Genomic DNA, 23,631 nt, shown 5'->3' with positions numbered 1-23,631 from the left:
AGTTATTAAAATGGTATTTCATCATCGATTAGTTCGTCTTTTATATCGTTGTCAAAACTTCCGTGTTTATCTTTTTGTTCTGTTTCATTTTGTTTGTATTCACTTGGCTTGTAATCAGAGTTTGACATACTGTTTCGTGAATCTAAAAGGGTAAGGGCACTATTAAAGTTATATAGCACCACCTCTGTCGTATACCTTTCGCTACCATTTTGGTCAGTCCATTTTCTAGTTCTCAGAGAACCTTCAACGTAAACTTTACTACCTTTGCGCGCAAAATCCTTAACAATTTTTACTAATCCTTCACTAAAAATTACAATATTATGCCATTCTGTCTTTTCAGAGCGCGTACCAGAAAATTTGTCAGTCCAACTTTCAGACGTGGCTATTGAAAAACTTGCCATCTCTTTTCCATTTTGTGTAGTCCTAATTTCAGGATCTTTTCCTAGATTACCAACTAATATGACTTTATTTATAGTACCACTAGACATAATTATGCTTTAAAATAAATCTCTTTATTATCTTATGTGAGAGTATTATTGTCAAATTTAATTAAAAACGCGCTTGGAGGGATTCGAACCCGCGACCTTTGCCTCCGGAGGGCAACGCTCTATCCAACTGAGCTACAAGCGCAGATGTATTAGATTATTTAATAGATAAACTATCTAAATCAAATTTTTGTTCTGGATAAAGCGTAAACATAATACCTCCATGTCCAAAATGTACATTTTTAGAATTGCTTATCCGTTCTTTTGTTATCTTTTGGTTTACAGCCCATGAAAAAGTTACATAATTTTCAGTTACTGAGTGCACTTTTAAATCCTTAGTATTTATAAACAACTTTCCATTTACCCATATTTTCCATGTATCGGGGGAAAAGTATAAAATTGAATCTAAACTGACTACTTTACAATTGAAATTTTCTTCCTCTGTAACTCCTGAAGACTGTAAGTTAAACTTTTCCATCTCACTAACTATTCTATTAACCTGCTCTTCATCAAAAAAAATGCTTTTTATGCTACCATATTGCGATAAAGTACTCTCTGCTGCCTCTTTTATTATATCGTCTCGATCTATATAATAATTGTTGATAAAAAAACACTCCTTCGCACGCAAATTTGCTATATCAATGAAGTCATTTATTTCTTGATTTCCAACTTTTAAAATACTTTTTAAGTACTTCTTTTCTATAATCATTCCATCATTAGAATGATGACAGACCATTTCATCATTGCCTTGTCTTTCTATATATACACATAAATTTTCACTATTTAACCCTAATATTTTATGCTCAATAAAATCTTCATTACTAATATGCTGTTGGCAAGAATATTTTTTACAAATCCCTATATTTTCTACAAGATCTTCGCAATTGCAATATGCACTAACATTAAAAAACAGCAGCGTAAAAATAAAAAACAACTTTATATTCATCTACTTAATATGGTATACCAATCAAAAACTATACTAGCTCTCACTATCTCTATCATATTACCACTTAAAATCTGGTTTATAACTTTAGCATCTATATTTCTCTGCTTATTCAAGGTAAGAGATCTGATCATAACATAACCAGGAAGATTTGGAATAGACTGTAGAAATAAAAAAATATGCTTATCGCTAATTGAGCTTAAACTTAGAACCACTTCACTTCTTATTACTTTTGTATGTTCACTTTTATTGTGGAGTTCAGCTTCTTCAGGTATAGAAATTGATATTTCAGGTTCTAACATGTAGTGTTTTTTATATAGCTTGTTAAGCTCAAAATTTAAATTTGTAATGTATCTGCTACTATGTAAATTTGAAGAAGAAATTCTTTTCCATAAATCTAGGTTTTTATTTAGAACGACTTCTTTCTTTTGAATTTCAATGATCTGTAAATTAATAGAGCGTATTTCTTCAGCTGCAGTTTGATTTTTATTATAAACCTTTTTGTTATAGATAATAAAACACGTTGATAACCCTATTAATACAACAGATAACAATAAGTAATATATGCACTGAATTGTAGCTTTTCTTTTTAGTTGAGAGATAGTCATCAATCTACATTGCCTCTCCTATTTCAACATCAATAGATAGATTTTTCTCTTTAGTAGTAGGTAAGCTAGAAATACTAATATCATGAGTACGGAAATTATCGTTTAAATTTTTCTGTAGTTTCTCGTATTGATAAGAAATGTCTTTACCAGATTGAAAATTAAACCTTAAAGTTGTGGTAATATAACTTTTTGCCTCATTATAATTCCACTCAAATAATTGAAGCTCTACATCTGGTACTTTTAGCTTTTCTACATACTTAACTTGTGTGAGAGGAGAGTACTCTATTTTTGATAAAATATTATTGATATTAATAAAATCGTAAACTTCATCTATCTTTTTTACATTATAGCTTTGGCTAAGTTTTATTAGTTTGTTATTTAAAGCACTCCGCTTTGCAGATAAATTATCAGCAATATTAAAATTCGAATACAAATTCCGCAAACAAAAGGTGTTAATTACAATTAAAGTCAAAAGGAGGTATAGAAAAATCCGAGGAGAGTTTAAATAAAGGTAATTGAATAGATAAAATTCTTTAGTTTCTTTTGTATTAAAAACATCTGTTGGCTTATTCTTAAAGCTGTGAAACAAAATTGTAGTATCACAAAAGCTATCTTTTTCGCTTATAGCTAATTCTGCCCCCAATAGTTTACCCAGCTCATATGGAGTCAATATGTTCACACTATTCTCTGAAAAATTTATAACTGATAAACTAGATTTAATAGCTTCTGATACTATAATGCAGAGGTCGACAGGGTCATTTTTTTCAAATCCAAACTTAGTTAAAGATTGAATTGTATTTTTCACTTCCTGATATATTTCACCAGCAATGATTCCTGGTAAATTATCATTAGTAAATGGTATTAAACGTGTAAATATCATTTTGTTCTCTTTAAGAACCACTTGTCTATAGCCACCTGTTTTAGTTGCAGCAACTATAATTTTCCAGTTACTAGGATCTTTGTGTAGAATCTTTTTTGCTATACTGACTAGTTCTATAGGAAACATTAATATTCCTTTAAAGTTAGAGCCTATTTCAACAAACACGTCCAACCAATATTCTATTAAATGATTTGCTTTTGATGAAACAAATAGATACCACCAGTTTTGATTAAATTTATTCGGCTTTTCGACCAAGAGAATAGAATTTATATCGTTATTATGAGCAAAATGCTCTACTTTTGTTTTTGCTGATAGATAAGCACTAATCCTATTTACTCTTGGGATAGACTGTAGCAAATAGTTCTGATCAGTGTGATTGAGAACCAGATATAAGGGTGCTTTTTTATCTGATGAAAGACATGAAATTAAGTCAGAAACAGCTTTATTATTTTTGTCCTTAGCAAAATATCTTTTATTTAAAGTATCATTTTTAAAATATAGTAACATTGTGCCTTCTTTTCCTATAGAAAGCATAAACTTACTTTTGGGTTTTGACCCAAACATATTAACAAAGTGTATACTCATCTAGAATTAAAAAGGTAATTTATTGAAATTCATTAAACATTAGATGACAATATTACTTATATTATAAGTTTTTGATAAAATTAGTAGTAATATTAACCCTTTTGTATGATGAAGGTTTTTTATATTTGTGCTAGACACAACTTAACCTGACAAACGAGGATTAATTATATCTCAGCTTGATATTTTATTCTCCAACAGACTGAAAATTGAATTAAGCTAAAGACTTGATTTGACGCACGTTGTTGCACATTACCATTTAGTATACTTGAACTGAACATTTTCAGTGAATCCATCTGGCATGACTGAAACTTTTGTATTCATATTTATTTTTAAGTAATTTACTAGCTCATCAACTAATATATCAGGAGCAGAAGCACCTGCAGTAATTCCTATTTTTTCTGCGCCCTGCAACCAATTTTTGTTCATACATTTATAATTATCAATCAAATAGGCTCTTTTTCCTGTGGAAATGCACAGGTCTAATAAACGGTTTGAATTTGAACTGTTTTTGCTTCCTACAATTAACACTACGTCTGTAATTTTAGCCAATTTTTTAACAGCGTTCTGCCTATTTTGTGTTGCATAGCATATATCTTTTAAGTCGGGGCCTGTAATGCTTGGAAATCTGAGCTTCAGTGTAGCAATAATTTCTTTGGTATCGTCAATACTTAACGTGGTTTGTGTTACATAAGATAAATTATCTGGATCTTTGATTTGTAAATTGTATACGTCTTGCATAGTTTGCACTAGAGATATAGGATTACTTACTCTTCCTATAATTCCTTTAACTTCTGGATGATTTTCATGTCCAATTAGAATTAATTCTTTACCACTATCCTCATACCTTTTTGCCTCTTTATGTACTTTGCTAACTAATGGACATGTTGCATCAATCACTTGAACACCCTTTCTTTTTGCCTCATCCTCTATACTTTTCGACACTCCATGTGCACTGAAGATCAATATTCCTCTATTGTCTTTAATGTCTTCTATGCTGCTTACAAAAACCACTCCTTGTTTCTTAAAGCCCTCTACTATATATTTATTATGAACGATTTCGTGTAGTACATAAACTTGGCGTTCATTTTTGTATTTCTCTAAAGTGATTGCTAATATGTCTACAGCTCTTTTAACACCTGCACAGAAACCGCGTGGTTCAGCTAAGATAATCTCCATTTTTTAAGTAAGTATGTAAACATTGCTAAAAAGTAAGCTCCGCTCACTATGTTTCATATCATGACTGCTTTACTATAATTTCAAATTTATCATTACCAAGATTCTTATTAATATACCAGGAACCGTCATCTTTAATTACAAATTCGGGACTCTTGAGGTCTCTTTTTATTGTCTTTCCATCTTGGCCATCCATAGCAATATGGATATCGAATGTAACGATGTCTATATTTACCATGGCTTTTTTCCCACTGTGTGAATTTAGACTAAACTTGCCCAACATGACATCATTAATACTCACTTCTCCTGCATAAGTATCACACTGACCATCTACACAACACTCACTTTCAATATAAAAAAGATCTGACATATTTATATCTATAAAAAAAAGAACTAAACTTACATACTAAATATAGCTTATCATTAATAAGCAATTACAGATTACTTTGGCTACAACAATAATGCAACAGACATAATTAATTGTATAAGAAACTACACTTTAGAGAAATGGTTGTTTGGTTTTTTTATTAATTTTTTTCACCATACTGTCAATCATGTGTTTTATTCCTTGATATACAGAGTGTGTACTTTCATCACTACGCATATAAGCAGAGCAGGAAAATATATTATGCTTTTCGTCTTCTATTGATAGCTTTGTATCGCATGTTATATGTTCGCCGCCGAGCTTCTCTATCAACTGGTCTTTGTCGTCTCCTATAGTTACCTTAATCTTACTTTCTTCTTTACCTATTTTGCTACTTAAAATTAAAACAATAATGGCTGGAGATATACATATAGTTCCTATTGGCTTTTTTGCAACAAAGAACTCTGAGACTAATCTTTCAAACTCAGGCATTACTGTTTTATTTTCAGCTAAGTCAGATAAATTTTTCGCAACTCCATATCCACCAGGTACGACTAGCATGTCAAAATTTTCAGCTTTAGCTTCTCTTAGGTCATATATCTCACCTCTTGCGATTCTTGCTGCTTCTACAAGTACATTCCTTTTTTCTTTTACCGCCTCTTTTGTTTTGTGATCCATAACTTGTGTGATATTGATATCAGGTGCAAAACATTTAACATCCACTTCCTGCTGATCAAGCACAAGCAAACTTAAAACTGCTTCTCTCACCTCTGTGCCGTCGAGGTGGCCGCATCCTGATAAAACCACAGCGGCTCTTAATTTTTTCTCACCCATAAAATACCTTGATTTCATATAATCTAGGTATTGTAATACAAATTCCATATTTGGAAAGGAGTAATTATTTTATGTTAATTATAATATAATTAATAATTAGTATATATAATTAGGCATATTTATAATTGATGGGAATTGAATATGGTACAAGGTGGTGCAGTAGATACTGGTAACAGCGAGTACCTTGCTCAAGGTATATTTGAAATTATTCAAGGAGATAAAGCTTTACAGGAAGAAGCAAGAAAGTTTTTGGATCAAAATGAAGATCTGAAAAATTTAGATTCAATTAAAAAGGCAGACATAATCAGTTTATTAGAAAATGAGAAAAGCGAAAAATTTTTTACAGCTGTGTCAAAAAAATTATCAGGAAGAGAAAAATTCAAAAAACTAGCTGAGCAAGTTGGTAAAAATCTAGTAATGGAGGAAAAACTTGAAGCTTTAGGCAACCAACTGTTAGTTCAAGGAGTTATAAGTGGAGCAGCATTTACAACATTGACAGGTGCATTAGTAGGTACATTAGCAATAGGGGGAGTGGCTGGTGCATTGTTGGGTGGTGGAATAGCGTTGTTAGGGCTTTTAGCAATAGCGGCTATAGCTGCTATTGGTTATGCCATATATCAGCATAGAGATGAAATAAAAGAAAATGCAGATAAAAGTATTGGTAAAGTAAAAAAGGGTGCAATTAAATGCGGAAAAGCAGTGAAAAGTTTTGTGAAAGATGTGATCGATGAATTGACTTGGGAAAAGATTAACTTCTCTAGATTAGAGAAAGAGTTCATTGATGATATGGTATACCCTGAAAACGCTGAAAAATCAAAAGAGGCCCAGAATAAAATAAGGATCATAAAAATGCTTAAAAATGAAGAGCAACGATCTGCTATACAAGAGTTAGTAAAGAATGGAAATATTCAAAATTTTTCAGAAGCTGATATGATCAGACTTCTGGAAAAAGGCCTCAGTACTCATGAGGAAGATATGCAGAAATTGCTAAATTTGATGGAAGATTTTCTACCTGCAATTATGGACAGTGGTAATAATAAAATAGAGAAAGTGGAAAAAATAGTTGGTGATAAAGTTAAACAAATGGAGCCAAATTCTGAAGTGAAGAATCCAAGTTCTGAACGAGTTAGTGAAGAAAGGAAAGGAGTGAATTGATACATTTGAAGAGCGTTTTAATGTATCTGTCTATCTTATTTTGCCACCCTGCTAAGCGGACACAAAAAATTACTTCCGCATATTTTAAATCTCATTATAATGACAATTAGAGATATCTTTAGAGCTCAAAAATTTATCTTTGTCTGCAGACTTTTTCTATTAAACAACAAAAAAATGTAGCGTATCCTCTTCAGCGTATGTGGGTGCACACACACATACTTAATTTCTGTCGTATGTGCACTGCATTTTTTCTAATCTTTTTTTCACAGGGGGATTTTATGTTCAGAATTCCAGATATTTGACCTTTACTTTAGCTAATAAAAACCAACTGGTACCTGCGGTTTTTATAGCTACGTTTCTCAAACAAGTTTCAAATGAATAGATTTCTTGCATAACTGGAATTTAAAAGTTGATGTCATTCTAGCGCGTGACACTAGAATCCAGTCCTTTTGTGCAAAAAACGTTGTAAAGTAACTTAGTTGGATCCCAGTGTCAGCTACTCTGATGACAAGACAGGTTTCAATATTTGCATGCATCTGAACAGATAAGCAATTACTATCAGAAAGAGGGAGACTATGCTACTCCTTTCTATCCACTTTTTTGAGCAATCCACTTCTACATCTAACACACATCTCAGTGATTATAATATCCAATTTTTGATCATGTTTTTCTACAGGTAAATTTTTACAATATTGCTTCTCATAGGCTACACCTATAAATATTTTTCCAAGTGGCCGTAATTTTTTTATCATTTCATCATACCAACCACCGCCAAAACCTAACCTATTAAAATGATCATCAAAAGCAATAACAGGAGTAATGATTGTATCGGGGATTATATCTTCATCTGCTTTATTCCATTCCTCAAATTTTAATAACTTATTTTTATTAGGAATTGCTACTTTATATCCTAAATCGAGTAAATGATGCATCAAAGGCACAACATTAATTTCTCCGTCTGTTGGAATGTACGCTGCTATTGTTTTACCTTTAACGTAGCTTAAGTTCTGATTAAAGAGATTAATAAGGGAACTTGCTGCATAACTGGAATAACTTTCATCAACATCTTTTCTTATGGTTCTATATTGCTTCCTTAGTTCCTCTTTGTGCTGTTTAGTGTCTTTGAACATGTTCTATCCATTTTGCAGTGAGCTTTTCTTGTAAACTATTTTGCTTCAAGCGCTCACTTAAAAAATCAAAGTCAACAAGCTCCATATCCTGGTCTTGATTACTGCAACTATAAACAAAACTTATTTCTCCTGTTTCCTTATTTATGTGTTGCTGAATACATTGAGCGCAGATTTCTTTCATCATGCACTGCATAGGAGAGTTAACTGATGATATTGCTATGTGTTTTGGTTTTAGATATGGCTTTAAAATTGTTTTTCTAGCTTCATTTATAGCTTTCATCATTTTATCAGAACCAATAGTGATGATTTTATCTATAGTGTTTAAATTAATAGTAATTTTACCTAACTTTCCTTGCTGATATGAGATTATTGCATCAACTATATTACCATGAAAGGATTTATCCTGTTCTCTGCTTGTTTCTATCAATCCTTCTTCACATGCCCAAATTACTGCACTTGATGCACGTTCTATCAGTGCTCGTTTAAATACATCACTTAATTTTTTATAGCCAGCGAAATATAAAACCTTATGATTGTTTTCAAGACATGCCTTCCCTATCGAAAATAACACTGCATTTCCAACTCCACCGCCAATGAGCATTATATTCTTCATAAACTTTTTATGGGGTAGAAAACCTCTCTAACTTCAATTAAACTGATAACTAACAGCTGCATTTTTACGCATATTATCCAATAACAGGTTGCTTTGTATCATAATCTTTTGTTGATACATTTCCTGTTTGATTGCTTCTATATCCATTGCATTATTTTTGATATCACATAACATCATCAACTTTGCAGTGCTATTTTCTCTTAATTCTACTATTTCATTCATATTTGTTTTACTAAATAAAATCTGTAAATCAGGATTTAAATTTCGCATTTTTATTTCAAACTCTTTTACGCTTGGCAACTTGAAATCATCTGCTAACTTGTCAAAATTTAAACAACTGACCTTTTGCTCCTTAAAACTAGAGAGTAAACTTTCTGAACCTTCAACTACAACCTGTTTCAGTTTTAAAGTACTTTTCAGCAGTGTATGATCGAGCTGTACCTTATCTATGACTTTTATAACAGAGTAACCTTCGCTTAAACTAACCGGACCTGCTACATCACTGATTTCTAATCCTTCCAAAACGTCCTTGAGTTTACCTTTTAGCTGACTTAAATTAACGGTTGCTTTGCTCATCTTTATTGAAGATTCTGGATTATTACTGGTACGTAATTTTTTTACTAAGTCTTCAGCTATCTTCTGATCGGGAATTATGAACTCCTGAAACGTAATAAGGTAATCAGACTTCTCTTTTTGCTTTCTTGCATCATCCACTTCTTGATCGCTGATATTAATAAGCGGTACAACTCCTACTTCAATAATCTTGTTCCACAGCAGCTGACACTTTATTTGTTTTTTTAGGGTATTGAGATCTATATTATGCTTTTTTACGTATTGATCAACTTCATCAGCCTTAAGTTTTAAACTTTGAGTTAAGAATAACGTGACAGCATTATTTAACTCCTCGTTACTCAATTCTATATTCATCTTCTGTGCTTCGCTGACAATGATAATTTCGTCTATTAACTGTCTTAGAATTTGAGATTTTACCTCTTTTTGATTAATCTTCTGAGTGCCAAGCAATGAATTTATGAAGTTTATACGTCTTTCGATATCTAAATTTGAAATTGGCTCACCATTTACATCTGCAACAATTTCAATCTCAGTTGCAAGTAACCTAAGCGGCAGCATTATTAATATCAAAATTAGTATTTTATGCATATAAAATTATTTAGCTAATAACTAATTCTATAATAAATACTGAATAAACGCTAGCTAACTTTTTAATAATTAAAAAAGAGGGTGAAATTACTGTAATGAATACCTAAACAATAATATACGGAAGGAGAGGGATTCGAACCCTCGATACGACTTTTCAATCGTATAACGGTTTAGCAAACCGCCGCCTTCAGCCGCTCGGCCACCCTTCCAAATTATTACTATAATATCAAGACCTTTACTGCCTGTCTAATGCTTTTAATTGCAATATTTGTATCTGTCCAGATGCATGCAAATATTGAAACCTGTCTTGTCATCAGAGTAGCTGACACTGGGATCCAACCAAGTTACTTTACAACGTTTTTTGTGCGAAAGGACTGGATCCCAGTGTCAAGCACTGGGATGACACCATTTGTTGTAAACTCACTTTTACTCTATGGTTATACTACCTTACCGCTATCCTGAACGGATACCAATATTTACCCATTAAAAACAACAACATTTTTCCGAATAACTGTAATTTAAGGCTAAATCAACGCAAACTAATTTCTACTTTTTTCAATGATTTCTTTTGCTTTTTCCACATTAGCCCATTCTCCAACTGTCACCGTTTTTCCCTTTTCTAAATCTTTATAATGAGAAAAGAAATGAGCTATTTTATCTAGTAAGTTTTTAGATAAATCAGAATAGTTTTTTATATTGTCATAATAGCTATCAACACTGGAGATAGGTACAGCTAATATTTTTTCATCCTCTCCTTTCTCGTCTTTGGTAAGTAATGCACCTACTGGACGCACCGATATCAAAACTCCAGGCGCTAAAGGAAATTGAGTTAGCACCAAAACATCCGCAGGGTCACCATCACCTGCGCAGGTATTTGGTATAAACCCATAATTGCAAGGATAAGTCATTGAGGTAGACAAAAATCTGTCAACTTGTAACAACCCAAGCTCTTTATTAAATTCATACTTTACAGGCTCAGCATTTGCACTTATTTCAATTACTACATTTATTTCATCTGGTTTTGTTGTTACTTTGCTTAAATCCATGGATTACCTCGTTATTCAAGAGAAGATATTATATAGCATACACTTTAAAAGTGCTACATTTATCATTCATAAGTAGAGATTCATGATTGAATAGGACCATTTGCAAAACTGTTAATAGTTGTATCATTGATCGTTGAATGTGGCGGTTCTTGAGGTGATTTTAGTAGTTGAAATAAAGCATATACTATTACGATAGTAAGTACTGCAGCAACTATGAAATTGATGAGATTATTTTGTGGCAAAATATTTGTTATTGAGTTGAATAACTTTTGCTCCATAAAGAAATAATCAGCAGTATATAATCCAATAGACAATATAAACATACCTAAAGCTAATTTACAAAATGTGTTTTTATGATTTTTGTTTTTTTTGTTACTGATACTAGAGTTTAGTCTGCATTCACTTTGTGGCACTGAGTAATACGTATTCTCAGGGTTTGTTACTAATTGTTCAAATGCATCACTATTTTGGTTTTTTAGTAGTTGCTCTAGAGTACGTTTGATATTTTTAGGATATAGAGAATCTTGACTGTCTTGCTCTCTTGCAGCTGTAAATGTCCCGTTCAATTCACTTATACCTCTATAATTAAGTGTATACTTGGTGAATCCATTTCTATACGGTAACTCAATTTTTCTTAATACCTTTATTAACTGTAAGATGTAACTGTAATACAGTGGTGTGTTGATTACTCTAGCTTTCTCATTAATATATTGATTGAGTGATAAAATATCTCCATTTCCAGTACATGTAGAAAATATACCATAACTAGAAAATAGTAATGCTATGTCTTTATCTATTTTTATACTGTGAATCGAGTAATAATGATTTATTACCTCTTTACATAAGCTAAACTCTTTATCAAATTCATTTGCATAGCTTATTTTGAGTAACTTTTTAATATTATTGAGTACTTGTTTCTCAAAGTCATCATTATTGTTAAATAGAGCTTCACCTTTCGGATTTGCTAGAATATTAAAAAGCTTTAGTTTTTTTTGATCTTCTGTCAATTCTACTTGATCTACAATTTCCCTTAGCAGTTTCTTCGAAGTGTCACAAAGAGTAGGTATTTTTTTACTTTCAACTGCAGCATATATTTTATCAATTACTTCTTGAGTATTGAACTGAGCATTTTCTGCAAGAACTCTATAAGCTTGAACATAAATTAAAAACAATCCTTGTAGACTAAATTTTAAGTTAAAATATTTATCTAATGGCTCTTGTTCTTTTTTATTAATGAATTCGAATAGACCTATATGATTTCTGTAATCCATGCAATGATGTAAGTCAGCATGTTGAAAACTGCCCAAACGAATAAATGCGGCTTCTAGTAAATTGCCCTTACCAACAATTTTTATTAACTCTTCAACTTCTTTAACCATCCCTCTAGTCCACAATATAATAATTATCTTTATAGTATAAAGAATATAGGATAAAACAGCAATAAATTTTATTGTATGTTTACATTCTGCATTAAAAAATTAAACCACCAAGTTAGGAGCATATCCAACCTCCACCTATAACTTGTTCGCCCTTATATGCTACACAGGCTTGACCTGGACTGATGCCAAAGTAATCGTCGTTTAAAATTACACAGGCTTTGTTCTTTTCGTCAGTTGAATATATTGTCGCTAAGCTTCCTGCATGTGATGACCTAAGCTTCACAGTTACTTCCATGCCTTCTTTTGGTTGTTCTAACCAATTTAACTCTTTGACCAATATCTTTTTTTGCATTAGAGCATTGATCGGGCCTACTACAACTTCATTATTTTCTGTATTAATTTTTATCACGTAAAGAGGCTCATTGTGTGCGATGCAGAGGCCTCTTCTCTGTCCCACTGTAAAATTTACTATGCCGCTGTGCTCACCTAGCACTTTTCCATGAATATCTACTATTTTACCTTTCTGCACAGATTGTGGAGCTAATTTAGCTATTGTTTTACTATAGCTTTCGGAAACAAAGCATATATCTTGACTATCCGGCTTTTCAGAAATTTGTAAGCCAAAATACTTTGCTAATTTTCTTATATCACTTTTATAGAACCCACCTAATGGAAATCGCAAAAGCTTTAACTGCTCCTCAGTAGTTGCAAACAAAAAATAACTTTGATCTTTACTTTTATCAATACTTCTGCACAACTTTACCTCACCATTTTCTTCTAATCTTCTTACGTAATGTCCTGTTACGAGTACATCCGCACCAAGATTTTTTGTAACTTGCAATAGATCGCGAAATTTTACTGTTTGGTTACACCTTACGCACGGTATGGGAGTTTCTCCACGCATATAGGTATTTGCAAAATCCTCTATTACTTCCTTTTTGAATATTTCCTCGTAGTTTAAAATATAGTGGGGAAAGCCAACACTTTCAGCCACGTATTTGGCATCATAAATATCCTGTCCAGCGCAGCATGCACCCTTTCTCGCATTACCATCACTGCCATAGAGCTGAAGAGTCACACCTATCACTTCGTACCCAAGGTTATACAGCAGTGCTGCAGCAACGGAGCTATCAACTCCCCCGGACATTGCAACAATAGCCTTAGTTTGATGCGGAGCTTTATCTTTTAATAAAGGTTCAATTTCAAATTCTTTTAGCATATAATTTATAAACACAAACCTGTGTCAAGCACTGGAATCCAGTTTCTATTACACAATTTCATCGAAACAGCATACTTATTTGTAGTCAAGTTCCAGTGTCAAGCGCTGGGATGACACCCCTTCCTGCTGGAAGTTGCCTTTAAATTACTTGGTGCGTGACACTGGGATCTCATTTATATTACATAATTCCATCAAAACAATTCGATCTTCAAAAACAATTTAATCTTGCTTGAATAAAACATGGCCAAAATAGTCCATGTTTTCAAGTACTTTTCCGCTACCCAGGGCAACACAACAAAGTGGATCATCTGCAACACGAACTGGTAATTTTGTTGTTTCACTAATAACTTTACTCAAGTTGCGCAATAACCCACCTCCACCAGATAAAATTATTCCTCTATCAACTATATCAGAAGAAAGTTCGGGTGGAGTACTCTCCAGTGCAGTTCTAATAGCAGAAATTATCTGATGTACAGGCTCTATTAGGCTCTCTGCAACTTGATATTCTGATAAAAGCATTTCTTTTGGCATACCACTCACTAAATCCCTGCCTTTAATTATCATTCCCTCTTTGTTGTTTTCAACTGGCAGACTGGCTGAACCGACGTTTTTCTTAATTTTTTCAGCAGTTGTTTCGCCAATCAATAACTTATGATTTTCACGAATGTATGACTTTATTGCCTCATCCATAATATCACCACCTACTCTGGCAGAACGTGAATAAACAATTCCACCTAAAGAAATAATTGCAACTTCAGTTGTACCACCTCCTATGTCAACAATCATAGAACCTTCAGGTTCGGTAACTGGAAGTCCAGCCCCAATTGCTGCAGCCATTGGTTCTTCAATTAAGAATACTTCATTTGCACCAGCACTTTCTGCTGCATCTTGTATAGCACGCCTTTCAACTGGGGTAGATCCAGATGGAACACATATGATAATATTAGGCTTATTAACAGTGAATCTTGTGTTTGCGCTGCGTATGAAATATTTTAACATTTCTTCCGCGCTTTTAAAATCAGCAATAACTCCGTCTTTCAAGGGCCTTATCGCTTCTATTTCTCCAGGTGTTTTTCCGAGCATCATCTTAGCTTTTTTGCCAAAAGCATAAGGAACGTAACTTCCTTTTTCTTTTACTCTTGCTACAACTGAGGGTTCATCAAGCACTATCCCCTGACTTTTCTGATAAACTAAAGTATTTGCAGTACCAAGATCTATAGCAATATCGCTAGCAAATAAACCTTTGAAAGTAAAAAAATTTCTGATTAAATTCTGAACAAAACTCATACACAACTCAAGAAAACCATTTATTGAGACAAATTATACTTTTCAGATAAGTAACTAGTGTAGCACTCAATATCTAAATCCCTACCTGTTACCTTTTTTAGCTGTTCCAAAAAGCCATAATTTGCACTATATACATTTTTAGAGAACCAATCGATAAGTAAACTGAAATCTCCTTTTACTATAGAATCTAAAAATTCGTAATGATTTTTCTTAATGAAAGAAAAAAACTGCACAGCAGCGATTAACGCTATGACTTTAATAGGAAAGTAGCCTATAACACCACTTATCCAATACTCATCTTGAAAATAAGTGTCTAGCTCATTTTTAGCTTTTACTGAAATCTTGTAATGCTTCATACCTTCCAGCCATTTATCGTGTAGATCTTTAACTTCTAACGTACCATTTATTAGATCTTGTTCTAATTTAGTTCTTAGCATAATGTGAGCCAATAAACTAAATTCATCCGCATTCTTCAAAAAAGATGAAAGATTTACTTTATTGAAAATCAAATACAAATTTTCAACACTACTATTAATTTTGCCTTTTGTAGAAAGTTTCTCCTTTATGTGTGGTTGAATGAACTCAATAAATTCTCTCGATGTTCCAATGATCTTTTCCATGAATAACCCTTGAGTTTCATACATAATATGTTTTGTAATTGAGCTCTTTATAGAATTTTGCGCTAAACATTTTTGATGAATTGCATAACCAGTATGCCGTAAAAGTAAAAATAAACCATAACAAAGGTCAGATTCATCATAATCGATAGAATCGTAATAAGAAATGGAAATCTCATTTGGTGTAACACTCATTTGCTGTAAGAATAAGGAACCAAGTTCAATCTGTCTCTGAACCGTAACTTTTTGTATATTAGTAACCTTATCCTTCTTCTGCTTTTGAGTTACTTTCTCTACATTTTCACTAAAAAATTTACCTAGCTTAGGAAATATTTCCTTTATGTTCTTTTCTGTGATATTAGAGTCATAGTCAGCAAGCAATGACTCATAGTTTGAGCGCTTTAATTGCTGCGATTTTATAGAAGCTGCTTCACGAGTAAGCTTAATTAGGTTAGTAAAGCATTCTTTCAGCTTTTCTAAGTTACTAATTTCAGAATTAGTTAGCCTCCATAAGTTTTGGCATTCAATCTTAGCTTTGGACAAAGATTTTACTAAATCAACAGGAATAGCACTGCTGCTTTTGTGTATCCCCTCTATTAACTTTAGCTGCTGAATATTAGCACTCTTTTTATTCCTAAGAGCATTCGCTAATGATTCCTTTATTGCATCATGAGAGATAATTTCATGTCTGATTTCCTCTAGAAGACACATTTGTTCAACTTTGTCCTCTACATTCAATTGGCTTTTGCTTAGTAGTTTTAGTGTGTTTTCGATATTCCTTACCTTATGTAATACTTCCTCTAAAAACTTATAAGATTCCATTTTTATCATTGCTTTGAAACATCTGCTTAATATCGTAATAGATTAATAATAAAGTTAAAAGTATATTTGCTTAAAGTACAATAAAAAATTGTATTTTATTCTTTTATTGTACCTCATTGCTAAGAACTGAGCATCTTATCAGAAAATTAATTATAAGATTGTAAAGAAAACATTTAGTATTTTATTTCCCTTGACTCTATTCTAGTATAGAGGGATTATTAGTACTAAAATTAAAATTACGCACTATATTTTAAATTTATGGAGGTTTAGTGATGTGGAGTAGACTGATTATAATGTGTTGTTTTTGTTTACTGCTTACTGGTGTAAGTTCTTGCCCTAAAAAAGGAGTAAATACGACAAATAAAATGAATGCTGTTGTTAAGCAGATAGGTGATAAAAGAGTTTTCTTTGGTTATGATGAATCTAGTATCGGTGAAGTGAGTGCAGATGCATTACTTGACGTGATGGAAGTGTTACAAAATAATCCTGACGCAAAGGTCACTTTAACTGGTCATACTGACAATCGTGGTTCTCACGAGTATAATCTTGCACTAGGAGCTAGAAGAGCAGATGCAGCTAAAAAATTTATGGTCAGCTGTACACCTTATCTAGAAAATAGAATAAAAACTGCTTCTAAAGGTGAAACTGAGCCTTTGGTTAATGTAAAAGATGATTCTAGAAATTCCAAATATGAAAAAGAGCATGCTAAAAATCGTAGAGTGGAATTTTCATTTTCTGGAATAAAGAAGTAGTTTCTTGCATTAAAACCTGGATCCCAGTGTCAAGCACTGGGATGACAAAAGAGAGCAATTCCGCTGCTTGTTAGCGGGATCTATATATACCACAAATAAGTCGCTGTATGACGTAGAGACTATCTGGCCATCAAGAAACATAATGAAATTAGAGTTATTATTTCAAAATATAGCTAATAGCTTTGCTTTCCATAACCAAATCGCAGTTGCAGTATCAGGTGGTGTAGATAGTATAGTCTTACTGCATTTAATGACTAACTGGGCAAAAAAAAACAAGCTTTCACTTCCTATAGCATTAACAGTAAATCATGGGTTACGTTCAGAGTCTCAAAAAGAAGCTGATTTTGTTATAAGTTATGCAAAAGAACTTGGAGCAAAGGAATCGTTCATATTAAATTGGGAGAAGCAAAATATTAAAGGTAATATTCAGTTACAGGCACGAAAAGCACGATATAAGTTACTAGCAGAGTGGTGTAAAAACAATAATGTTAAATGTTTGCTCGTTGCTCATCACAAAGATGATCAAGCAGAAACGTTCTTATTAAGATTGGAGCGAGGTAGTGGAGTAGATGGATTATCATCAATGGATTACAAATCTTTCTTAAATGGTATTTATATATTTAGGCCGTTGTTAAATTTTAGTCGTAGTGAAATAGAAAAGTACGCTAATCTTCACCGGTTAAAATGGATCGAAGATAGAAGCAATTATGACTTAAAATACAGACGAACTTTATACCGTAACTTACTTAAAGCAAGTGACAATCAAGAGATTTTAACAGAGCGAATATGCCTCACAGCCCTTCATATGAAAAGAGCTGCAAAAGCGTTGATGCACTACACACGCCTTGCACTTAATGACTGCGTTAATATTCATGATCTTGGTTATATTGAAATTAAACTAGATGAACTTTATAAACTGCCAGAGGAAATAGCTTTAAGACTTCTTCTTTATTCTATAATGGCAATTGTCAACAAGCACTATAAACCAAGGTACCGTAGCCTTATCGCAATATTTAATAGAATATTGCAACAAAATAGTGATGTTAATTGCACACTCTATGGATGCAAAATAAGAAAATATGGAGAAAGTATTCTGATAATGAGAGAATCGTCAAAGATACAGGAAATTACTGTACACTTACCATTAAATGGTTCTATTGAATGGGATAACAGGTTTAGCTGCACAATATTTGGAGATCAGGAGTGTTCAGTAACTATTGCTCCACTAAAGAAAACACAAAAAATCCCTGAATTTCTAAAAAATTATGATTATTGCTCTGAAGTTTACTATTCTTTGCCTACAGTACAAAAAGATGGAAAGATGCTTGCTTATCCTGATGTAAATTATAACGGAAAAAATACCGATGATGATAAGGTTCGATTCATTATTAATAGCACGATAAAACAAAATTTGGTAAGCTTGATTAGTATTTAATTAGAAATGTAAATGAAAAAATTTTTAGAAGGCTTATTGATCTGGTTAGTGATTATTGTTCTTATTTCAGTTGCTTATATTCAATTTAGCGGAAGTATAGGTAAGAGTAAAACAACCATACCTTTTTCAGAATTTTTAACTAGACTAGAAGATAATGATATAGAAAATATTACAATAAGAAACCAAAGCATCGAAGGGAAGTTTAGGGATGGGTCAGCCTTTAACTCAAGTGGTGTTATATATAGTGACTTAATAAAAAGTTTGCATGATAGGAAAGTGAAGTTCTCCTTTTCAATTGGAGACTCTGCAATAGGTATAATTGGTGGATTACTTATTCAATGGGTTCCGACGCTTATCTTTATCGGTTTATTACTTTTCCTTTTTAAACAAACGCAAGCAGGAGGTAATAGAACTATAAGCTTTGGCAAATCAAAAGCTAGGCTTATGACTACTGGAAAAAAAGTGACATTTGATGATGTTGCTGGGATTGATGAAGCAAAAGAAGAGTTGGTTGAAATTGTTGATTTTCTTAAACAAAGGCAAAAATTTCAAGTGTTAGGTGGGAAGATACCAAAAGGATGTCTTTTAATTGGTTCCCCTGGAACTGGTAAAACTCTACTTGCTCGTGCAATTGCAGGTGAAGCTAATGTACCGTTTTTTAGTATTTCTGGATCTGATTTCGTTGAAATGTTTGTCGGTGTTGGTGCAAGCCGTGTCCGGGATATGTTTGATCAAGGCAAGAAAAATGCTCCTTGTATAATTTTCATAGACGAAATAGATGCAGTAGGTAGGCATCGCGGCATTGGTCTTGGTGGCGGTAACGACGAAAGGGAACAAACATTAAACCAGTTACTGGTTGAGATGGATGGTTTCGAGCCTAATGAAGGTGTGATAATAGTTGCTGCAACTAACCGTCCAGACGTCCTAGATCCAGCACTACTTAGACCTGGTCGTTTTGACCGACAGATTACTATTTCTTTACCTGATATAAATGGGCGTGAGAGAATATTAAATACGCATATAAAGAAAATATCGATAGCACCAGATGTAAACGTAAAAACAGTTGCGAGGGGAACGCCAGGTTTTTCAGGGGCTGATCTAGCAAATTTAGTGAATGAGTCTGCGCTTATTGCTGCAAGAAGAAATAAGAAAATTGTTACCATGGATGATTTTGAGTATGCACGTGATAAAGTGATGATGGGCATGGAAAGAAGGTCCTTAGTCATTACAGAAGAAGAAAAAAAGCTTACTGCTTACCATGAAGCTGGTCATGCAGTAGTTGCAGTTAATATGCCTGCTTCTGATCCTATACACAAAGCAACAATTATTCCACGTGGTAGAGCACTCGGTTTAGTTATGAGACTACCAGAAACAGATAGAGTGTCCCTCACAAGAGAAAAGATGCTAGCAGATATAACTGTTGCAATGGGTGGACGTGTGGCAGAAGAGCTAATTTTTGGCTATGATAAAGTCACAAGCGGCGCATCTTCAGATATAAAACTAGCATCAGATTTATCACGTGCTATGGTGACAAAATGGGGAATGAGTGACAAAATAGGGCCAATATATCACAATCGTGAACAAATCACACATGATTCTGAGACAATTTCTGAAGATACGTTAAGACTTATAGATGAGGAAATAAAGAAAGTTGTATTTTCTTGCTATGAAAAAGCAAAAGACATTTTAACCAAGCGTAGGAAAGACTTGGAGCTCATTGCTGAAAATCTACTGGAGTTTGAAACTTTAACAGGAGATGAAATAAGAGACATATTAAGTGGAAAAAAAATTGTTAGAAATGAAAATGAAGGTAAGGAAGAGGTAAGGAGATCCTCTCTCTAATCAGATCTGGCTTTATTTAACCGCTAAAACAAAAATTTTTAATTAATTAGCTTAAGTTATAAGATCATAGTTAAGCCGATGTATTTTATAAATGGACTTTTTTGAACATTCTTCCAATTTTTTTCTAAATAACTCTTTGCCTATTTAAATAAGTATGTTCAGTATTAGAGCTTTCCAGACCGCTACTAGGAGAAAGATTAGGTTCTTGACCTTTAAACATCTCTATTAGCTTTAATACAGGAGCAGTTCCTGCTACAATAGCTCCTATAACAGCAGTAGCACCCATGATGAGAAGAATCGGTTCTGCAGTGGTGATTACACAAAGCTCAATACATAAACCAGCAATGACCATATCAACCATTATACCAATGAAAGCACCTACAATTATGGATGAAACTACACCAATTAATTCTCCTATTTTTGAACTAAGTGGTACTTCTCTTTCACGTCTAATACGCCTAATATAGCGTGACCTCATTTGTCCTCTCATTATTACATTTTCATCCCTGTTTCCAAAGAGATTCAATGACGCTTCTCTTTCTCTAATAAAATTTGGCCGCATTTGTTGTTCTCTTGCCCTTCTTCGCTCTCTCATTATTATGTTTTCCTCAAAGAGGTTTAGTGGTACTTCTCTCTCACCTCTAATTCTAACATGATTTAGCTGTGCTTGTTCTACTAATAACCTTATTGTACTTTTTATTTCATTTAGCGGTGCTCTTCCTCCAATATCCTTAATTGCCTTCTCAAATTTTAATAGCGACTTGTTATTTAGTCTGACATTATTCTGAGAATCACAAACAATAACCCAATCTAAAATTGGCTTTTTTTGACCACCATACTCTATATAATCATTAATGTGTTCCTTTAGTTTTTTAATTATCTCTACTGCTCTTGTTTCCATAGCTTCTATGGCGCTATCTTCACTTTCTATGAGTATATTGAAAACAATTCCTAATAACTCCTGTTGTAAATCCTTTCCTTCTTTAATATTCATAATTAGCCTCAACTTTTATATGCTATTTTGCCAAAATAATTTTACCAAATAAGTAATATATATACAATAATTCTCGTTTAAAAATTTTTTTACATTGGCTTATCTCAGTTATGTTTTAGGATGTAAAAGCTTCTTACTTTAATAATTTATTAAAGTAAACCATATATGGATTGCTATTTAGGAGCAGCTGTTGTACTTTAATCAGAAAGTACAGTAATGTAAGAAGGAGGTACTTTATGTCTTTAAAAAATGAAATTTCTGAATTGATAGAGCAACAGCTTGGCATTAAATATCATGACAATTGCTTAGCTTACACTATCCATAATTCGGCTGCAGGTGAAATATCCGATTCTATTGCTCTTTGCATAGTTGGCTGTGGCGATTGTGAGATTAAGTATCAAGGTATTGCTAATTCATTTAACATAACGAAAGAAGAAATTAACCAAAGTAATATAGAAAGCATAAAAAATAAGATAGAAAGTGAAGCTAGAAAAGAAGGTAGTGAATTTTCCGAGTTGATTTCTAGAATGGATCAATCGCTGAAAGAACAAAGTGAAAAGTCTATTATACAGATTTTAAATTCATCTGCTGAAGAGATGTTAAGGAGTTTTTGTGGTAGTTCTATACAGAGAACAGATGATAAAGAAGTTAGTCTGTCCTCTGCTTCACATGAAGAGCCTGCTACAGAAGATTCGGAAACTACTATTAATTCTGATCTTTTATCAATTTAACCAGCTCCTCATATAAATTTTTTCTGTACCCAAGCTATATGTTTGTGAGAGGATAGTAAGCACTACATTTTTCTATTTCCATTATAACAGATTCGTCTATTTTCATGATGATCTTACTATTTGTACTCTGTCTAGGACTAAGCAATAGAAATAGTAGGATAACAGTAGTCAACCAAGATTCCAGCATCACGTACTAGGATGATATAAGTATCATAATTTACGATTAGATTGACATAGGGTAAAGAGTAAATTAAAAATTAAATAGATCTTTTAATGCAGAATAAATGCCTATAGAAATATTGATGCCCGCTCTTTCCCCAACAATGAGTAAAACTGGAGGGAAAATTGTAAAGTGGTGTAAAAAAGAACAAGATAAAGTTGAAATAGGTGATGTAATCGCTGAAATTGAGACTGATAAAGCCATAATGGAGTTTGAATCTGTCGATGAAGGAGTTTTGGCAAAAATTTTAGTGTCGGAAGGAACAAGTGGCGTGCCTGTAAATCAACTGATAGCTCTAATGTTAGAGGAAGGGGAAGATAAAAGCGCACTTGATTTAGCTTCTGCCATCAATACCAAGGTTGAGAAGGAGGTTGAAGCCGATTTTTCAGTATCATCCAACCCTTCGATTTCATCTAGCTCTTCAATGTCATCCCAGTGCGTGACACTGGGATCTAAAAAAGAGGATAGAGCAACAGAAAATAGAATAAAAGTAAGCCCCTTAGCTAAAAAAATAGCTCAAAATGAAGGTGTTGATATAAAGCGATTAAAAGGTACAGGTCCATATGGTCGTATCATCAAAGCTGATGTATTAGAATTTTTAGATCAAACTAAAAGCTATGAGAGATTTGAGGAAAATACAACAGTTGAAGTAAGTAATATGCGCCAAGTGATAGCGCAGCGCCTAGTTGAATCTAAGCAAAATATTCCACACTTTTATTTAACTGTAGACTGCCACGTTGATAAGCTAATATCGCTCAAAAATGAGGTTAATTCAGCAAATGAGAACAATAAAGTAACAATTAATGACTTAATTATAAAAGCTGTGGCTTTCAGCATGAAAAAATTTCCTGACATAAACTCATCGTGGATAGATACTAAGATAGTAAAATATTCAAATATAGATATCTCAATTGCTGTAGCGCTTGAGGATGGACTTATTACTCCTATAGTAAAAAATGCTGATGAAAAAAGTGTTTTATCTATATCAAAAGAAGTGAAAGATTTAGTAAATAGAGCACGATCTGGAAAATTAAGGCCTGAAGAATTTCAAGGAGGAGGGTTTACCATTTCTAATTTAGGCATGTTTGGTATAAAAACTTTCAGTGCTATAATCAATCCACCACAGTCTTGCATTATGGCTGTCGGCGCATCTAAAAAACAACCAGTTGTCATAAGTGAAAAAATAGAGATAGCAGAGGTAATGACAGTTACTCTCTCTGTTGACCACAGAGCAGTTGATGGAGCACTCGGAGCAAAATTTTTAAATGCCTTTAAGTACTATATAGAAAACCCTACGGTGATGCTTCTTGAGCCTTTATTATTATAATAAAATTAATACCTCTTAGTTTATACTTT

General features: G+C 33.0%; 22 protein-coding genes and 2 tRNA genes. 6 read left to right on the top strand and 18 right to left on the bottom strand.

Going from position 1 to position 23,631, the window contains the following annotated elements:
- Nucleotides 1–5: 5 nt before the first annotated feature.
- The 8 genes from ssb to elbB form a co-directional block, all read right to left on the bottom strand.
- Complete coding sequence (ssb, locus tag ABWU65_RS04155) at nucleotides 6–488, bottom strand: single-stranded DNA-binding protein (RefSeq protein WP_006014313.1); 483 nt, start codon at nucleotides 486–488, stop codon at nucleotides 6–8.
- Nucleotides 489–556: 68 nt separating this feature from the next.
- Nucleotides 557–630 (bottom strand) — tRNA-Arg (locus ABWU65_RS04150).
- A gap of 12 nt (nucleotides 631–642) precedes the next feature.
- Nucleotides 643–1,431 (bottom strand): hypothetical protein, encoded by a 789-nt coding sequence (locus tag ABWU65_RS04145; RefSeq protein ID WP_052264933.1) that lies wholly within the window; start codon nucleotides 1,429–1,431, stop codon nucleotides 643–645.
- The gene (locus ABWU65_RS04140) at nucleotides 1,428–2,036 is read right to left on the bottom strand and encodes a hypothetical protein (protein WP_007302223.1); all 609 of its coding nucleotides are present in this window, start codon (nucleotides 2,034–2,036) and stop codon (nucleotides 1,428–1,430) included. The genes ABWU65_RS04145 and ABWU65_RS04140 overlap by 4 nt, the downstream gene beginning before the upstream one ends.
- Nucleotides 2,037–2,040: 4 nt before the next feature.
- Complete coding sequence (locus ABWU65_RS04135; protein ID WP_019236785.1) at nucleotides 2,041–3,480, bottom strand: hypothetical protein; 1,440 nt, start codon at nucleotides 3,478–3,480, stop codon at nucleotides 2,041–2,043.
- Nucleotides 3,481–3,750: 270 nt separating this feature from the next.
- On the bottom strand, nucleotides 3,751–4,677 hold the full coding sequence (ispH, locus tag ABWU65_RS04130) for a 4-hydroxy-3-methylbut-2-enyl diphosphate reductase (protein WP_007302221.1): 927 nt from the start codon (nucleotides 4,675–4,677) through the stop codon (nucleotides 3,751–3,753).
- Nucleotides 4,678–4,735: 58 nt separating this feature from the next.
- A complete protein-coding gene (locus ABWU65_RS04125; RefSeq protein ID WP_007302220.1) occupies nucleotides 4,736–5,044 on the bottom strand; it encodes a hypothetical protein in 309 nt (102 codons plus the stop codon).
- Nucleotides 5,045–5,173: 129 nt separating this feature from the next.
- Nucleotides 5,174–5,872 carry an isoprenoid biosynthesis glyoxalase ElbB gene (elbB, locus tag ABWU65_RS04120; RefSeq protein ID WP_007302219.1) on the bottom strand — a complete coding sequence of 233 codons (699 nt, stop codon included), beginning with the start codon at nucleotides 5,870–5,872 and terminating at the stop codon, nucleotides 5,174–5,176.
- Nucleotides 5,873–6,013: 141 nt separating this feature from the next.
- Here elbB and ABWU65_RS04115 point away from each other — a divergent pair, with 141 nt between their 5' ends.
- A complete protein-coding gene (locus ABWU65_RS04115) occupies nucleotides 6,014–7,027 on the top strand; it encodes a hypothetical protein (protein ID WP_007302218.1) in 1,014 nt (337 codons plus the stop codon).
- 578 nt (nucleotides 7,028–7,605) lie between these two features.
- Here ABWU65_RS04115 and ABWU65_RS04110 read toward each other — a convergent pair.
- The 9 genes from ABWU65_RS04110 to ABWU65_RS04070 form a co-directional block, all read right to left on the bottom strand.
- A complete protein-coding gene (locus tag ABWU65_RS04110; RefSeq protein WP_007302216.1) occupies nucleotides 7,606–8,157 on the bottom strand; it encodes a 5-formyltetrahydrofolate cyclo-ligase in 552 nt (183 codons plus the stop codon).
- The gene (locus ABWU65_RS04105) at nucleotides 8,141–8,770 is read right to left on the bottom strand and encodes a hypothetical protein (protein ID WP_007302215.1); all 630 of its coding nucleotides are present in this window, start codon (nucleotides 8,768–8,770) and stop codon (nucleotides 8,141–8,143) included. Before ABWU65_RS04105 ends, ABWU65_RS04110 begins: the two co-directional genes overlap by 17 nt.
- Before the next feature lie 33 nt (nucleotides 8,771–8,803).
- A complete protein-coding gene (locus ABWU65_RS04100; protein ID WP_012481918.1) occupies nucleotides 8,804–9,931 on the bottom strand; it encodes a SurA N-terminal domain-containing protein in 1,128 nt (375 codons plus the stop codon).
- Between the two features lie 118 nt (nucleotides 9,932–10,049).
- A tRNA-Ser gene (locus tag ABWU65_RS04095) sits at nucleotides 10,050–10,140 on the bottom strand.
- A gap of 330 nt (nucleotides 10,141–10,470) precedes the next feature.
- The gene (gene ppa / locus ABWU65_RS04090) at nucleotides 10,471–10,977 is read right to left on the bottom strand and encodes an inorganic diphosphatase (protein WP_019236780.1); all 507 of its coding nucleotides are present in this window, start codon (nucleotides 10,975–10,977) and stop codon (nucleotides 10,471–10,473) included.
- 80 nt (nucleotides 10,978–11,057) lie between these two features.
- Complete coding sequence (locus ABWU65_RS04085) at nucleotides 11,058–12,356, bottom strand: hypothetical protein (protein ID WP_019236779.1); 1,299 nt, start codon at nucleotides 12,354–12,356, stop codon at nucleotides 11,058–11,060.
- A gap of 112 nt (nucleotides 12,357–12,468) precedes the next feature.
- Nucleotides 12,469–13,575: a tRNA 2-thiouridine(34) synthase MnmA gene (mnmA, locus tag ABWU65_RS04080; protein ID WP_019236778.1), complete on the bottom strand. Its 1,107-nt coding sequence runs from the start codon at nucleotides 13,573–13,575 to the stop codon at nucleotides 12,469–12,471.
- A gap of 219 nt (nucleotides 13,576–13,794) precedes the next feature.
- Nucleotides 13,795–14,862 (bottom strand): rod shape-determining protein, encoded by a 1,068-nt coding sequence (locus ABWU65_RS04075; protein ID WP_064085834.1) that lies wholly within the window; start codon nucleotides 14,860–14,862, stop codon nucleotides 13,795–13,797.
- Between the two features lie 20 nt (nucleotides 14,863–14,882).
- Nucleotides 14,883–16,301 carry a carboxypeptidase gene (locus ABWU65_RS04070; RefSeq protein ID WP_214303181.1) on the bottom strand — a complete coding sequence of 473 codons (1,419 nt, stop codon included), beginning with the start codon at nucleotides 16,299–16,301 and terminating at the stop codon, nucleotides 14,883–14,885.
- Between the two features lie 272 nt (nucleotides 16,302–16,573).
- Between ABWU65_RS04070 and ABWU65_RS04065 the strand changes: the two genes are divergently transcribed.
- The 3 genes from ABWU65_RS04065 (at nucleotide 16,574) to ftsH (ending at nucleotide 20,330) form a co-directional block, all read left to right on the top strand.
- Nucleotides 16,574–17,053, top strand: coding sequence for an OmpA family protein (locus ABWU65_RS04065; protein ID WP_017532347.1), 480 nt, complete (start codon nucleotides 16,574–16,576; stop codon nucleotides 17,051–17,053).
- A 142-nt stretch (nucleotides 17,054–17,195) separates the two neighbouring features.
- Nucleotides 17,196–18,488 carry a tRNA lysidine(34) synthetase TilS gene (gene tilS / locus ABWU65_RS04060; protein ID WP_149168712.1) on the top strand — a complete coding sequence of 431 codons (1,293 nt, stop codon included), beginning with the start codon at nucleotides 17,196–17,198 and terminating at the stop codon, nucleotides 18,486–18,488.
- Between the two features lie 12 nt (nucleotides 18,489–18,500).
- Nucleotides 18,501–20,330, top strand: a complete 1,830-nt coding sequence (gene ftsH / locus ABWU65_RS04055) for an ATP-dependent zinc metalloprotease FtsH (RefSeq protein ID WP_353280332.1) — start codon at nucleotides 18,501–18,503, stop codon at nucleotides 20,328–20,330.
- A 124-nt stretch (nucleotides 20,331–20,454) separates the two neighbouring features.
- On the opposite strand, the gene ABWU65_RS04050 is transcribed toward ftsH, so the two are convergent.
- Nucleotides 20,455–21,324, bottom strand: coding sequence for a hypothetical protein (locus ABWU65_RS04050; protein WP_353280331.1), 870 nt, complete (start codon nucleotides 21,322–21,324; stop codon nucleotides 20,455–20,457).
- A 236-nt stretch (nucleotides 21,325–21,560) separates the two neighbouring features.
- Between ABWU65_RS04050 and ABWU65_RS04045 the strand changes: the two genes are divergently transcribed.
- The gene (locus tag ABWU65_RS04045) at nucleotides 21,561–22,055 is read left to right on the top strand and encodes a hypothetical protein (RefSeq protein ID WP_019236773.1); all 495 of its coding nucleotides are present in this window, start codon (nucleotides 21,561–21,563) and stop codon (nucleotides 22,053–22,055) included.
- A gap of 284 nt (nucleotides 22,056–22,339) precedes the next feature.
- Nucleotides 22,340–23,602, top strand: coding sequence for a pyruvate dehydrogenase complex dihydrolipoamide acetyltransferase (locus tag ABWU65_RS04040; protein ID WP_139686792.1), 1,263 nt, complete (start codon nucleotides 22,340–22,342; stop codon nucleotides 23,600–23,602).
- Nucleotides 23,603–23,631: the final 29 nt, after the last annotated feature.

Source organism: Wolbachia endosymbiont (group B) of Silvanus unidentatus, from assembly GCF_964028615.1.
In the GTDB taxonomy this organism is placed as follows: Bacteria; Pseudomonadota; Alphaproteobacteria; order Rickettsiales; family Anaplasmataceae; genus Wolbachia.
This window is presented reverse-complemented; position numbering and strand designations above follow the sequence as displayed.

Coding starts and splice junctions, on each gene's coding strand:
- ABWU65_RS04045 (WP_019236773.1), top strand. CDS start 21,561: ATGTCTTTAAAAAATGAAATTTCTGAATTGATAGAGCAACAGCTTGGC.
- ABWU65_RS04125 (WP_007302220.1), bottom strand. CDS start 5,044: ATGTCAGATCTTTTTTATATTGAAAGTGAGTGTTGTGTAGATGGTCAG.
- ssb (WP_006014313.1), bottom strand. CDS start 488: ATGTCTAGTGGTACTATAAATAAAGTCATATTAGTTGGTAATCTAGGA.
- ABWU65_RS04075 (WP_064085834.1), bottom strand. CDS start 14,862: ATGAGTTTTGTTCAGAATTTAATCAGAAATTTTTTTACTTTCAAAGGT.
- elbB (WP_007302219.1), bottom strand. CDS start 5,872: ATGGGTGAGAAAAAATTAAGAGCCGCTGTGGTTTTATCAGGATGCGGC.
- ABWU65_RS04085 (WP_019236779.1), bottom strand. CDS start 12,356: ATGGTTAAAGAAGTTGAAGAGTTAATAAAAATTGTTGGTAAGGGCAAT.
- ABWU65_RS04040 (WP_139686792.1), top strand. CDS start 22,340: ATGCCTATAGAAATATTGATGCCCGCTCTTTCCCCAACAATGAGTAAA.
- ABWU65_RS04050 (WP_353280331.1), bottom strand. CDS start 21,324: ATGAATATTAAAGAAGGAAAGGATTTACAACAGGAGTTATTAGGAATT.
- ABWU65_RS04100 (WP_012481918.1), bottom strand. CDS start 9,931: ATGCATAAAATACTAATTTTGATATTAATAATGCTGCCGCTTAGGTTA.
- tilS (WP_149168712.1), top strand. CDS start 17,196: ATGAAATTAGAGTTATTATTTCAAAATATAGCTAATAGCTTTGCTTTC.
- ABWU65_RS04135 (WP_019236785.1), bottom strand. CDS start 3,480: ATGTTTGGGTCAAAACCCAAAAGTAAGTTTATGCTTTCTATAGGAAAA.
- mnmA (WP_019236778.1), bottom strand. CDS start 13,575: ATGCTAAAAGAATTTGAAATTGAACCTTTATTAAAAGATAAAGCTCCG.
- ABWU65_RS04070 (WP_214303181.1), bottom strand. CDS start 16,301: ATGGAATCTTATAAGTTTTTAGAGGAAGTATTACATAAGGTAAGGAAT.
- ftsH (WP_353280332.1), top strand. CDS start 18,501: ATGAAAAAATTTTTAGAAGGCTTATTGATCTGGTTAGTGATTATTGTT.
- ABWU65_RS04110 (WP_007302216.1), bottom strand. CDS start 8,157: ATGTTCAAAGACACTAAACAGCACAAAGAGGAACTAAGGAAGCAATAT.
- ABWU65_RS04115 (WP_007302218.1), top strand. CDS start 6,014: ATGGTACAAGGTGGTGCAGTAGATACTGGTAACAGCGAGTACCTTGCT.
- ispH (WP_007302221.1), bottom strand. CDS start 4,677: ATGGAGATTATCTTAGCTGAACCACGCGGTTTCTGTGCAGGTGTTAAA.
- ABWU65_RS04065 (WP_017532347.1), top strand. CDS start 16,574: ATGTGGAGTAGACTGATTATAATGTGTTGTTTTTGTTTACTGCTTACT.
- ppa (WP_019236780.1), bottom strand. CDS start 10,977: ATGGATTTAAGCAAAGTAACAACAAAACCAGATGAAATAAATGTAGTA.
- ABWU65_RS04145 (WP_052264933.1), bottom strand. CDS start 1,431: ATGAATATAAAGTTGTTTTTTATTTTTACGCTGCTGTTTTTTAATGTT.
- ABWU65_RS04105 (WP_007302215.1), bottom strand. CDS start 8,770: ATGAAGAATATAATGCTCATTGGCGGTGGAGTTGGAAATGCAGTGTTA.
- ABWU65_RS04140 (WP_007302223.1), bottom strand. CDS start 2,036: ATGACTATCTCTCAACTAAAAAGAAAAGCTACAATTCAGTGCATATAT.